General features: G+C 29.9%; 11 protein-coding genes. 1 reads left to right on the plus strand and 10 read right to left on the minus strand.

Annotated features, from left to right (window positions below; genetic code table 11):
- Window positions 1-29 precede the first annotated feature (29 nt).
- The 4 genes from RT714_RS01920 to RT714_RS01935 all read right to left on the minus strand — a co-directional run bounded on the left by RT714_RS01920 (window position 30) and on the right by RT714_RS01935 (window position 4,832).
- Window positions 30-605, minus strand: a complete 576-nt coding sequence (locus RT714_RS01920; RefSeq protein WP_313755937.1) for a DUF3841 domain-containing protein — start codon at window positions 603-605, stop codon at window positions 30-32.
- Between the two features lie 17 nt (window positions 606-622).
- Complete coding sequence (locus RT714_RS01925) at window positions 623-2,113, minus strand: BCCT family transporter (protein ID WP_313755917.1); 1,491 nt, start codon at window positions 2,111-2,113, stop codon at window positions 623-625.
- A 71-nt stretch (window positions 2,114-2,184) separates the two neighbouring features.
- Window positions 2,185-3,495, minus strand: a complete 1,311-nt coding sequence (gene grdH, locus RT714_RS01930) for a betaine reductase selenoprotein B (protein ID WP_313755918.1) — start codon at window positions 3,493-3,495, stop codon at window positions 2,185-2,187.
- An 11-nt stretch (window positions 3,496-3,506) separates the two neighbouring features.
- A complete protein-coding gene (locus RT714_RS01935) occupies window positions 3,507-4,832 on the minus strand; it encodes a glycine/sarcosine/betaine reductase component B subunit (protein ID WP_313755919.1) in 1,326 nt (441 codons plus the stop codon).
- Between the two features lie 273 nt (window positions 4,833-5,105).
- On the opposite strand from RT714_RS01935, the gene RT714_RS01940 reads away from it, so the two are divergent.
- On the plus strand, window positions 5,106-5,774 hold the full coding sequence (locus RT714_RS01940; protein WP_313755920.1) for a TetR/AcrR family transcriptional regulator: 669 nt from the start codon (window positions 5,106-5,108) through the stop codon (window positions 5,772-5,774).
- A gap of 56 nt (window positions 5,775-5,830) precedes the next feature.
- Here the strand turns inward: RT714_RS01940 and RT714_RS01945 are convergent, their stop codons facing one another.
- The 6 genes from RT714_RS01945 to RT714_RS01970 form a co-directional block, all read right to left on the minus strand.
- Entirely contained in the window at window positions 5,831-6,655 is an 825-nt protein-coding gene (locus tag RT714_RS01945; protein WP_313755921.1) for an alpha/beta hydrolase, read from the minus strand.
- 74 nt (window positions 6,656-6,729) lie between these two features.
- A complete protein-coding gene (locus tag RT714_RS01950; protein WP_313755922.1) occupies window positions 6,730-7,755 on the minus strand; it encodes a hypothetical protein in 1,026 nt (341 codons plus the stop codon).
- 101 nt (window positions 7,756-7,856) lie between these two features.
- Window positions 7,857-8,801 carry a 3-hydroxyacyl-CoA dehydrogenase family protein gene (locus RT714_RS01955; RefSeq protein ID WP_313755923.1) on the minus strand — a complete coding sequence of 315 codons (945 nt, stop codon included), beginning with the start codon at window positions 8,799-8,801 and terminating at the stop codon, window positions 7,857-7,859.
- Between the two features lie 71 nt (window positions 8,802-8,872).
- Window positions 8,873-10,162, minus strand: coding sequence for a GntP family permease (locus RT714_RS01960; protein ID WP_313755924.1), 1,290 nt, complete (start codon window positions 10,160-10,162; stop codon window positions 8,873-8,875).
- 93 nt (window positions 10,163-10,255) lie between these two features.
- On the minus strand, window positions 10,256-11,017 hold the full coding sequence (locus RT714_RS01965) for a 3-hydroxybutyrate dehydrogenase (RefSeq protein ID WP_313755925.1): 762 nt from the start codon (window positions 11,015-11,017) through the stop codon (window positions 10,256-10,258).
- A gap of 315 nt (window positions 11,018-11,332) precedes the next feature.
- Window positions 11,333-13,039, minus strand: coding sequence for a sigma 54-interacting transcriptional regulator (locus RT714_RS01970; protein ID WP_313755926.1), 1,707 nt, complete (start codon window positions 13,037-13,039; stop codon window positions 11,333-11,335).
- Window positions 13,040-13,188 lie beyond the last annotated feature (149 nt).

Consider the following 13,188-nt stretch of genomic DNA (forward strand, 5'->3'; position numbering starts at 1 on the left):
TGCTACAGCTTCCAATTGAGTTCCTAGATTTATTGTTCTTTTAATTCTATTATTTTTTTGATCATGTTTTTTCGTATTTCCCATATATTTGCCTGTACTCCAAAGACATTCCAATCCTCAATATCAAATATTCTAACCCAGCTATTTATTATTCTTCTTTTTTCTAAGGGGTAAAAATTAGCATACTTTCCTTCAAAGAATGAATAACTATCTATTAACCCTAACCTTTCTATATCTTTGAAGTATTTTTCCTCATCATCTTTATCAACTGGAATATAATGATGATTTAATACAAAATCCCACTTTCTTCCATCAAAATATATTACTTCTGACTCATCAATCTCCAGTTCATAAACAACTGTATCCTGTGTAGGTACATACATACTTTCTTTGGATATTGCACACCATATAGGAAAATCTACTCCTTCTGGCTTGCATACTCTTCCACCTGCAATTCTTACAAACCATTTATACAATTCAATATAATGATAGGCGATATCTCCAAATTGTTCTATAATATAATCTCTCTTAACCCTATATACACCATATTTTTCTATGGCTTCTAAACTCCTTTTATCTTGTCTAGTCCATAGTCTTACTATAATATCACCTCATATATCTTTTATTTCTCTTCCTTCAATGCCTTCATCAATGATACTGTTGCTATTAACATTACAAATATAAAAGGAAATGCTGCTGCTACTGAAGCAGTTTGTAATGCTTGAAGTCCTCCTGAAAGTAATAAAGATGTGGCTAATAAAGCTTGAACTACTCCCCAAACAAATTGTTTTTTGGATGTAGGATTTAAATCTCCTTGGGAAGATAACATTCCTAGTACAAAGGTAGCTGAGTTTGCAGATGTAATAAAAAATGTACATAATAATACTACTGTAATTAATGATAACACTGTACTTAAAGGATAATTGCTAAATACTTGGAATAACGCTGTAGATGGATTACTTGCTGCTGCAGCCAATCCTTCAACTCCAATTTTATCAACTAAATTTATCCCCATTGAGCCAAATGCTGCAAACCAAACAACTGATACTACAGCAGGTGCAAGTATAACTCCTCCTATGAATTCCCTAATGGTTCTGCCTTTTGAAATACGTGCGATAAAGGTACCTACAAATGGAGCCCATGCTATCCACCATGCCCAATAAAATATTGTCCATGAATTTAGCCAACTATTATCACCAAATGCTTCAACATGAAGACTGTCGCTTATAAAGCCATTAATATATTGACCTAATCCATTAGTGAACGAATTTATTACCTTTAGTGTAGGTCCTATTATGATAGTAAGTATAAGAAGTCCAAATGCCAACACTAAATTTATATCTCCTAATAGTTTTATACCTTTATCTATTCCACTAACTGCTGTCCAAATATATAGAATTGTAATTACTACAATTATACCTATCTGAACTAATTTAGTCTCTGGAATATTAAATAGATAATTCAATCCACTATTGATTTGTAAAGTTCCAAGTCCAAGGGATGTAGCTACTCCTGCTACTGTTGCAAATACTGCAAGTATATCTATTAGTTTACCTATTGGACCATTAACTCTTTCTTCACCCAATAGTGGTATAAAAATACTACTAATTAAACCTGGCTTATTTTTTCTAAATTGAAAATATGCTAGGGCAAGACCTATAATACTGTAATTAGCCCAAGGATGGAATCCCCAGTGCATAAAGGATGATTTCATCGCAAAATTTGCTGCTTGTAAGGTTCCTGATTCAATTCCTGGAGCCGGATTTACAAAATGTGATATAGGTTCAGCTACACCCCAAAATACAAGACCTATACCCATCCCTGCTCCAAATAACATTCCAAACCAAGAAGTCGTACTATATTCTGGCTTTGAATCATCTGGTCCTAATTTAATGTCTCCATATTTACTAAATGCTAATATAATGGCAAATATAACAAAGATAAACATAGATATTAAATAAGACCATCCAAAATTAGTTGTTAGGAAATTAAGTAATGAGTTTGCAAAATTTGAGAAATTCTCCTGTGCAACTATTCCCCATAAAACTATAGCTATAGATAGTGCAAGAGATATATAAAAAACCGTATTATCTTTTTGCTTTGTTTTATTCATTATAATTCCTCCCATTTTAGAGTAATCTAGAGGTGAATTTATAGGGGTGTTTATACACCCCTACTGTTTATTTAAATTTTTACCTTAAATACTGTTTGCTCTTTAATATCTTCAGTTAAAGAATCTAAAGCTACTCCAACTCTATGGTATCTTAATTTCCATTGTTGTTCTTTAGATGTTGATGGGTCTCCTAGTGGATATGGAATAGATATTGTAGGTACTATCTTATTTGAGCCTACTGTTGTTGCTACAGGTATTAGGTTACACATTTGAACTACTGGTATACCTGCTCTTTCAATTTCTTTTACCATTGTTGCACCGCAACGCGTACAAGTACCTCAGGTTGAAGTCATAATAACTCCATCTACATTATCTTCTTTTAATTTTTCAACTATTTCTTTACCCATTCTAGCTGCTTCAGCTTGAGTCGTTCCAGTTCCTACAGTGCTATAGAAATAATCATGAAGTTTACCTATTTTTCCTTCCTTTAGATATGTCCTCATTGCGTCTATTGGCATTATAACATTCGGATCTGCATCTGCTGCTGCAGGGTCAAATCCAGCGTGAATGGTTTTATATACTCCTGATTCTAATCTTTCATCCTTAGATATATCATATCTTCCCCAACGTGTAGCGGAAGCAGATTGAATTCTATCTGGATTATCTACTGGCACTATTCCACCAGTTGTTACCATTGCAATATTTGCTTTAGATAAATCCTTAATTGGTGCTGCTATAGGAACTCTATCTTGTTTTGGTATTGGAAGTTCTGTTTCAAAAAGCTTATTGTTTAATTTTTTAATCAACATATCTACGCCTCTTTCTGCAGCAGTCTTCCCTGATTCCAACCACATTTGAGCTCTAATTCCCCTTGGGAAAAATCCTTCTTCATCGGCTGAGCCTGTTTTCTCACCTTTTAATATTTTATTTGCAAAGTTAGCTATTACCTTTACATCATCTCTTAATTTTGCTGCTGATTTTCCACCTTTGAATATATATATATCTTTTTTAAACATCTCTACTCCAGGATTTTCCTCATTCATAGATGTGACAACTGGAACATTAAATTTTTCTTTAACAGCTTTACAGATAGTCCCACATGCCACTCCATATCTACCTGCTTGAAATGCTGGACCAGCAACAAATATATCAAATTCTTTACCTTCTAAAAATCCTAATATAGTTTCAACTGCTTCATCTGTATTAGAACCCATAAAGTTATCTCCACAGATAATAGTATGAGTAACTTCTGCCTCAAGCATACTATTTAGAGCAAGAGATGGTCCTACTAATCCTTCTCTAATCTCTGGTTTATAATCAGCAGTATCTTCTCCACCAATACCTGCAAAGAATTGATTTATATAATGAATTGCTTTTTTCATCTCTCCACCTCCTAAAATTCTTTCATAGTCTTAGTTGACCAACCTGCTATTCTATCTCCACAGAACATTGCATTATTTTCCATAATAATTGAGCCATCTTCTCTAACAGAAGCTCCTAATATTTCGTCATATGCCCATCCTCCAGATAATCCATCTCTGGCTAAAGCTTGTAATTCACCTATTACTTTATCAGCTGGAGGAAGTTCAATTAATTGAGAAACGTTTCCTGTAGACACCAGTGCATTTGCTTTTTCATCTAATGTAACAAGTGGTTGGGAAGCTCCATCTCTACCTGTACATTCATTACTTATACCTACTGTCTTTACACCTACATCTTCTAATGCAGCAAGACATAAAATATAATCTGCATCAGGATTTCCATATCCTTCTTCAGTAACTATAGCTCCATCAGCTCCTAAAGATTTTGCCATCTGAGCTACAAATATAGCTGAACGTTTCTTTTGTTCTAAGGATACGTTTAAGTTTGACATGATAACACCTAAGAAGTTAATGGATTTTCCATGTTCTTTATATAATTCTTTAATAGTAGGGAAATTTTGGAAGTCATAAGTTGCCCATTTTGATGATGCTGGCATGAAACTACCAGATATCAATGCTCCATCTAATACTTCGTTTGGATTCATAAAAGAAGGAACATATTTATTCATATCCCATCCATATACTAAGTCATTATATCCCAATTCCTCCATTTGAGATTGAGGTTGCATCACTAATACAACTGATGGAAGCTTGTTTATTTCTTCTGATCTTTTAGTTATTGGCTCTAACTCAAATGTTTCAATTTCTTCCGGTTTTAAATCTTTCACTGTATTTCCTAAATATTCTGCAAATCTATGGGATGCCCATCTAATTGCTCTATTTTTCTTTTGTTGCTCAAATCTTTCAAACTCCTCATCTGTGTCCGCTACTATACAGATATTTATTAACTCAGAAAATAGAGTATACTTAGCTCCTTCTCCACCCATATCGATTAATCCATCACCAAAGCTGCCATAGTGCATGCCTACGCCTAGAACACTGCATCCTTTCAATGCATGTACTCTTCCATTACCTGTGGCTTCAACATCTCCTGTAACTCCGGGAAATACTGGTCTACCATCTGGACGAATTCTTGGTTCTACAGCCTCTTTAACTGGAACTATTCTTGTACTCTCACCTGGCTTGGCTATTACTATGTCGAGATCTATAATGTGTTCATCTTCTTTGATAAAAGCCATAGCTTCTTCCTTATTTATGGAAAGAATTCCATTATTAAACATGGTTTTCTCTCCAAAAACAACATCTTTTACTTGGAAATTACCAATTTCTAGTTTCATCTCTTCACTCCTTTTAAATTAATCATGATTATGTTTGTTAAACATCATGTTATCATAATCATGATTATATTTCAATCATAATTATAGATAATTTTTAAAATATTTTTAATAATATAGATAAACTTAATACTTAACTAGTATGTTCCTTCATAGAGTTATTTATATATCTTTTATTTTAAATACTTATATTAAGTTAATAGTTATAATTAATTTGTACAATATCCTTTTTTATGCTAATATATCTTTAGAAAAATAATTAAATTTGGTGATATAATGACAAATAAAGAAATACAAAGAAAAAGAATGATGTCATATTTTATTAACGCAACTGATGAATTAATATACGAAGAAGGAATCAATGGAATAACTTTAAGAAAAGTGGCTGACAGAGCTGGCTATAATAGTGCAACTTTATATAATTATTTTGAAAATTTAGATCACTTACTTTTCTATGCGGCTATGAGAAATATAAAGGACTATGCTCTTGCTTTAAATACATATTTAATTGATGCAAAAAATTCAATGGATGTCTTTTTAAAGGTCTGGGAATGTTTTTGTGACTATGCCTATGATAAGCCAGAAATATATAATGCCATTTTCTTCCCTAATTTGGAAAAACCTTTCGAAGATTATGTGGCTGAGTATTATAAGCTTTTTCCCGAAGATATGGTTAGTAGTGATGAAAATATTTCTACTATGCTCTTAAAAAGGGATATTAATAAAAGAGGTGAAACCACTGTAATTGGATGTGTAGATGAAGGTTATATTCGTCCCGAAGATGCAAATAAATTAAATGATATGACACTTTTAATCTTTGAAGGTATGCTAAAAAGAGTATTAATGAACAAAATTTCCTATGATGACGCAAGAAATAATACTATGGATTATATTAAATCCATAGTAGAAAGATTTTTAATTAAAGAATATGATTTTTATTATTAAAAAACTCCTTAAATAAGGAGTTTTTTCTATTGATAAATCCCTCATTTGACTTAAATCTAAGATTTATCAATTCCATGTTGAATGAATTCTTCAATGATACTATTGAACTTAATAGGATTTTCATTTACTAGCAAATGAGTACAATTTTCAAAGACTACAATTTTAGATTTGCATATATTTGAGCAAATATAACTCGCAGTATCAATTGAATAAAAAGTACTTTTTTCACCAAATATTATTAAAGTTGGTACATTTATTTTGGCTAAAATAGCTCTATAATCTTTTTCTATCATTGATTTCCACATAGAGTACATTACATGAGGTGAATTTTTATTCATCTTATCCATTGCAATATTAAACTGATTTTCATTCAAATATGGAACCATTATCTTTATAAAGTTTTCTGCAAAATCCATCCAATTGTTTTTTATTAGTTTTAAATCCTTTAAAGCATCTTCCATACTATATCTTCCATGATATAAACCTAAATTCCAATTACTATCATTTATAACCTTAGGACTTTTATCAATAATACATATTTTAGATATATTTTCTAAATCAAATAAATTTATATATTCAAATATAATAGATACTCCCATAGACCAGCCAACTAACATTACTCCTTCTAATTCTAGATAGTCTATAAGTTCTCTTAAATCTAATGCAAATCTTTCTAGATTTAATCCGTAGTCTACCTTTTCTGATATACCATGACCTCTTAAATCATAAGTAATCACTTTGTATTTCTTAGATAATACTCTTTGCTGTATCCTAAAACAATTATGATTTTCTGTAAATCCATGAATAAAAATTATTGGAAAACCTTCTCCTTTAATTTCATAATATATATTTACATTATCACTTGTAATAAAGAAACTCATAAATATCACATCCTAATTGCTTTTCATTAATAATTATATATCATTTAAGGAATTTTAAAGACCATGTTCTACATTTATAAGACTATCAAAATAAAAAGTAAAATGACAAATCCTATTACTCCAGAAATTGGATATAATATTGCTACTAAATTAGAAAATCCAAATTTGGCTAGAGGAATAGATAACAAACAGAATAAAGTTATTATAAGATTCTTATACTTATTTTTAGATACTTTATTCATAAAACTAAAACCATTAGCCAATGCAGTGGTAAACATTGCAACCCATAATATAATTGAATAAAATTTTCTATATCCATTTCCTATATAATTGCATATTCTCAACATTGGAATATCTAAAACAGCCACTTCATCATAATAAACAAGCATGGAACTTAATATAGATAAACCAAGAATAAGTAATATTATTCCTCCTGATATACCTCCTAGAATAGCTGTTTTTTTGCTATCTATCAATGGTAATAAAGAAGAAAATACTGTAATAATAATTAGTGAGTTAGAACCTAGATATAAAAGAGAAGATGTCAAAAAATTTCCTTTCAGCGTTAAATCTACTCCATTTATATTAGATAAATGATATCCCTCTTTTATATTTAGATATATAGATGTAAATATAATGCCTATAACAAGTAAAGGTACTAACAAGGAGTTAATAAAAGAAAGTCCTTCCAAACTAAATAAAAATACTATAAATGACATAACTAACATTACAATAATCCCAAAGTCAAAGGATATATCTAATTCTTCCTTAAATATTGCACCACTACCTGCAACCATAACACTAAATCCTGTATATAAGAAAATTGTCATTACACCATTTAATATTAATCCAAATTTTTTTCCAAATAATTTACATATTAATTCTTCAAATCCATTTATTCTATTATTGTATATCTTTAAAAGGAGTAATCCTCCTATTAAAGAAAATAATATTCCTGATATGATTATACCAAAAATTCCCTTTACCCCATATACTCCAAAAAATTCTATAATTTCTCTCCCTGAAGCAAAACCTGCCCCTATAACTGTACCTACATATATTGATGCTATTTTCATCCATCTATTATTGATCTTTTTCATCATCTTCCCCCTTCCAATATTTAATAATATTAGAATAGGGCTTATCCTATAACAATTTAGTATAAAAGAAGTTCTACTCTTAATTAAGAGTAGAACTTCTTTTATACATTGTGTATATGTTTTAACATCTTGAAGAACATTTTATCTCTTCTCTTTATTGCTTCCTCATCTTTACCGTATGAATAATCATAGAAACCTTTCTTTGATTTAACACCTAATTCTTTGTTATTCATTAATTTTTTCAATATTTCTTGTGGTTCTTTTACATCAGATAAATCATTAAATAGATATGAAGATATATAGTAAAATGTATCTAATCCGCCTAAATCTGCTGTTTCTAAAGGTCCTATTATTGGATATCTAAAACCAGGACCATATTTCATAGCTCTATCTACATCTTCAAATGTAGCTATTCCTTTTTCCACTATATTTAATGCCTCTCTAAATACAGCAAATTGTATTCTATTACCTATAAATCCTGGGACATCTTTTTGAACTACTACTGGTTCCTTATCTATTTTCTTTAATAATTCCAATAGTATATTTATAATTTCATCCTTAGTTCCATCTCCTTTAATTAATTCAACTAATGGTATAATATGAGGTGGATTCCAAAAATGCATTCCTATAAATCTACCTTTATTCTCTACCTTCTCAGATATTTCTGTAATACTAAGGCCAGATGTATTTGTTGCAAATATAACATCAGCCCTAGCTATTCCTTCAACTTCCTTCCAAAAATCCTGTTTTATATCCATTTTTTCTATGATAGCTTCAATTATTAAATCGCAATCTGAAAATACTTTTTTATCTACATTATATTTTATATTTTTTATTGTATTTTTAACTTCTGACTCTCCCATAAGTCCTTCTTCAATTAGACTTCTATTAAATATAGATACTAATTTTTTAGAGTTTTCTAGAAATTCTTCTTTAACATCAGTTACTACTACTTCATATCCCTTTCGTGCAAATATCTGAGCTATACCAGAACCCATAGTACCTGCTCCTGCTATACCTATTTTTTTAATCTTTTCCAAATTCATTTTATACCCTCCTTTGATTAATAACTCCTACCTTATAAAGATTAGGAAGGGAATTATCTCTTATTTATCTTTTAATAAATTCCTAAATTTGCAATAATTATAGCTGGTATAGATGATAGTACAGGTAATACTAGAGAAGTAATAAAAATATCTATATAAGATTCTTTATGAGTCATACCAGTTATAGCTAATAGTGTTAATACTGCACCATTATGAGGAAGGGTATCAAGACCTCCAGATGCTAAAGATGCTATTCTATGAAAAGCCTGAGGACTTATCCCTGTTTCTAATGCTAATTGATAGTATTTATCTCCTAAGGCTGCTAATGCTATTCCCATTCCTCCTGAAGCTGAGCCAGTTGCTCCAGCTAAAATATTAACTGCTACAGCTTCAGAAATAAGTGGACTACCTTTGATTCCAAGAACTAAATCAGTTAAAGTTTGAAAACCAGGTACTGCTCTTACTATTGCACCAAAACCAACTGCAGCAGATGTATTGATAATAGCTGTAATAGAGCCTGTTGCCCCAGCACTAATGGTTTTAGTAAATCCTTTATAAAGTTTAACATTAGTTAGCATTGATAGTATTATACCTGAAATTAATGCAAGAACAATATCCCAATTTAATAAGTTTAGTGTCAATATTACTGAAAGCAAAGGTAAAACTGATATAAATGGATTTGGTAAATTCACTAATACCTCTTCATTATTTTCTTGTTTTTTTGGGGGTTCAGTAAATACATCACCTTTTGTGAAAAGTTTTTTCTCTCTCCATATAAGATATGAATAACCTAATCCAAACATAAATAAAGCTGCTACAGTTCCCATTATAGGGGCTGCAGTAGGTGTTGTATGAAAATAATCCATTGGAATAAGGTTTTGTATTTGAGGTGTTCCAGGTACTGCCGTCATAGTAAAAGTAAAAGATCCAAGAGCTATTGCTCCAGGTATAAGTTTTCTAGAAATGTTAGCTTCTCTAAATAAAGCTACTGCTAAAGGATACATTGCAAATACAACTACAAACAAACTAATACCTCCATAGGTTAATACTGCACAACCAATAACCACGCCTAAAATTGCTCTTTTTGCACCAAATACTTTAGTTAACCATTGAGCTATGGATCTAGCAGCACCAGTATAATCCATTAAATGACCAAATATTGCTCCTAACATAAATACAGGAAACCAAGATTTTGTAAAACCTACAAAACCAGTCATATAAGTATCCTTATATGCTGGAAGTAACTCAAGTTTACCTGTTAAAGCTACTACTAATGCACATAGTGGAGCTACCCAGATTATAGAGTATCCTCTGTAAGCTAAGAACATCAATAACACTAATCCAATAATAATACCTAGCATAATTTATTTCCCCCTTTTCTTTTACTCAATATTCTATTAATCTTTTGTTTTTAATAATTTAATCTTTTGTTTTTCTATTAAACTAAAGTATTTCTAGCCAGCTGTCCAGCCACCATCTATTGTAAGGGTTGATCCTGTAATGTGTTCTCCTGCATTTGAACACAAGAATTTAGCCACATCTGCAATAGTTTCAGGCTCTATTAGTTTTTTAACTGCTGCTTTTTGTAACATTACTTTTTCAATAACTTCTTCCCTTGATATTCCATGGGATGCTGCCTGAGCATCAATTTGATTATCTACTAAAGGGGTTCTAACATATGCAGGACAAATTGAATTTACAGTTATTCCATAAGAGCCTCCCTCTAATGCAGCAGTTTTTGTTAGTCCTGAAAGACCATGTTTTGCTGAAACATAAGCTACTTTGAATTCTGATGCTACTAATCCATGAATTGAGTTTAAATTTATTATTCTTCCCCAACCTTGCTCCTTCATTGAATTCCATACATATTTAGTTAATAGAAACGGAGCAGTTAGCATCAAATTAATCATAAAATCCCATTTATCCTCTGGAAAATCTTCTATTGGAGATACTGTTTGAATTCCCGCAACATTTATAAGAATATCTACTTTTGAATATTTATCTAAAGTATAATCAACTAAACTCTTACAACCTTGTCTTGTACTTAAATCTACCTTAAAATAATCTGCGTTTATTCTTTCTGATTCATTTTTTAATCTTTCTTCATTAATATCAGCCATAACTACCTTAGCACCATCTTTAGAAAAAGCTTCTGCAACTGCTAATCCAATTCCACTAGCCGCCCCTGTTATGATACATATTTTATTTCCTAACATTTTTATACCTCCTCAATTTAATTTATTCGATAATTAATATAGCAAAATTCGTGCCACTAGAATTTAACTTTAATGTTAGATTTTTATCTAAATATCTGGATTAAAACAAAAAAACAAGTATATTTGCCATCATAATATACTTGTTTTTAGATAATCTTTTATTTTTATTTATAATTTTTTAGATTAATGTAAGATTACGTTTACATTAATTTACTTTAAATTAATGAAGTGTAAATATTTCCTTACACTATTTTATTATATCTAATCTGGATGTAAATTTTTCCGATAATTATAAGAATTGTCAGAAAAATAACATTACATGTCTATGTTATATTTAGAAATCTTTTCATATAGACTTGTCCTGCTGATATCTAGAGCATTTGCAGCTAGTGTTTTATTTCCATTAGAAATTATTAAACTATCTATGATAGATTGCTTTTCTACTTCTTCTAAAATAGACTTTAAGCTTTTCATCTGCTTATTTCGTGTCATCCCTGTAATCTTAGAAGGTAAATGTTCTGGTTTTATTATAGTTTCTTCTTCTAGAAAATTTATAGCTCTTTCTAAAATATTTTCTAATTCCCTTACATTACCAGGCCAATCATAGTTCTTTAAATACTCTAATGTATTATCTAATATATTATCTACTCTTATATTTTCACTTTTAGATATCTTATCTACTAAATATCTAGAAAGAATGGGTATATCTTCTTTTCTCTCTCTTAGGGGAGGAATTTTTATGCTAACCACATTTAATCTATAATACAAATCTAATCTAAACATACCTTCAGATACCATTTTTTCTAAATCCTTATTAGTTGCTGCTATGACTCTAACATCAATTTTTTCTGAAAAATTAGAACCTATTCTTTCTATTTCTTTATCTTGAAGTACCCTCAATAATTTTACTTGCATATTCATAGGTAAATCCCCAATTTCATCTAAGAATATAGTTCCTCCATCTGCTGCCTTAAACTTACCAATCTTCCCACCTTTTTTAGCACCTGTAAAGGCTCCTTCTTCATAACCAAATAATTCTGATTCTAATAATTCATAAGGAATTGCACCACAATTTACTTTTATAAAAGGTGAATCTATACGTCTACTGTTATTATGAATTGCATGAGCAAATAGTTCTTTTCCTGTTCCTGATTCACCTAAAATCAATATATTAGAGTTAGTCTTTGCTGCTCTCTTTGTAAGATTTTTCAAACTTTCCATCGGCTTGCTTATGCTTATAATACTATCTAAAGCATATTTAGCTTTGTTTACTTTTTTAAATTCATCTTTATATAAATTTAATTCTTTCTCAATTTTATTTATTTTCATATATAATGAATTTAATTCATCTACATCTTTAAATAAAACTTTACCTACAGCACCTATTACTTTACCATTTACAAACACTGGGATTCTTGTAGCTATCATTTTTCTACCTTTTATTTCTTGAACTTGTGCTATTTCTGATATTCCTGTTTTTATTACAATATCCATCCTAGTATTTTCTATAACTTCCCTTACATGTTTTCCTATTGCTTTTTTTCTGTCTACTCCTAAAAACTCTGCATAAGGATTACTCAACATTTCTATATATCCATCTTTATTTACATATACTATAGCATCATTTGTAGCTTCCATCACCGTATTTAATAAAGAATATGCTTCTATCTCATCATCAAACTGTCTAATAATTTTTTTATAAGTATCTAATTTCTGAAAAATTATATAAGCTCCTTCTTTAGTATCATCGTTAGAAATTGCCTTTTTTATTACAATAATATCTTTGCCATTATATTTTAATTTCTGGGATTCATGTTTTTTATTAGAATTTAAAAAGGATTTAATATTAAAATTAGATAGGACATTAGATAGGTTTCTGTTTAGATTGTTTTCATCAAATAATTCTAATATATTTAAAACTTCATTATTAAAAAAACTTATATTACAATATTTATCTACTACTAAAATTCCTATTTTAAAAGAATTAGCTAGATTATATAAATTTACCCCGTTCTTAGACATTATTGCCCACTCCTATTTATATTCTAATATAATTATACCATTATATTATATAAATCTAACTTTATTTAAAATATAACATAGTTTATAGGTCATAAAAAAAGCCCTACTACGACCAACGTAATAGAGCTTTTTATTAATTTTATGTAGCC

It is taken from the genome of Tissierella sp. (assembly GCF_032104385.1).
Classification (GTDB): Bacteria; Bacillota; Clostridia; order Tissierellales; family Tissierellaceae; genus Tissierella.

Bases quoted from the DNA above. Each gene is read 5' to 3' on its own strand.
- RT714_RS01925 (WP_313755917.1), bottom strand. From the start codon at position 2,113: ATGAATAAAACAAAGCAAAAAGATAATACGGTTTTTTATATATCTCTT.
- RT714_RS01935 (WP_313755919.1), bottom strand. From the start codon at position 4,832: ATGAAACTAGAAATTGGTAATTTCCAAGTAAAAGATGTTGTTTTTGGA.
- RT714_RS01940 (WP_313755920.1), top strand. From the start codon at position 5,106: ATGACAAATAAAGAAATACAAAGAAAAAGAATGATGTCATATTTTATT.
- RT714_RS01945 (WP_313755921.1), bottom strand. From the start codon at position 6,655: ATGAGTTTCTTTATTACAAGTGATAATGTAAATATATATTATGAAATT.
- RT714_RS01950 (WP_313755922.1), bottom strand. From the start codon at position 7,755: ATGAAAAAGATCAATAATAGATGGATGAAAATAGCATCAATATATGTA.
- RT714_RS01955 (WP_313755923.1), bottom strand. From the start codon at position 8,801: ATGAATTTGGAAAAGATTAAAAAAATAGGTATAGCAGGAGCAGGTACT.
- RT714_RS01960 (WP_313755924.1), bottom strand. From the start codon at position 10,162: ATGCTAGGTATTATTATTGGATTAGTGTTATTGATGTTCTTAGCTTAC.
- RT714_RS01965 (WP_313755925.1), bottom strand. From the start codon at position 11,017: ATGTTAGGAAATAAAATATGTATCATAACAGGGGCGGCTAGTGGAATT.
- RT714_RS01970 (WP_313755926.1), bottom strand. From the start codon at position 13,039: ATGTCTAAGAACGGGGTAAATTTATATAATCTAGCTAATTCTTTTAAA.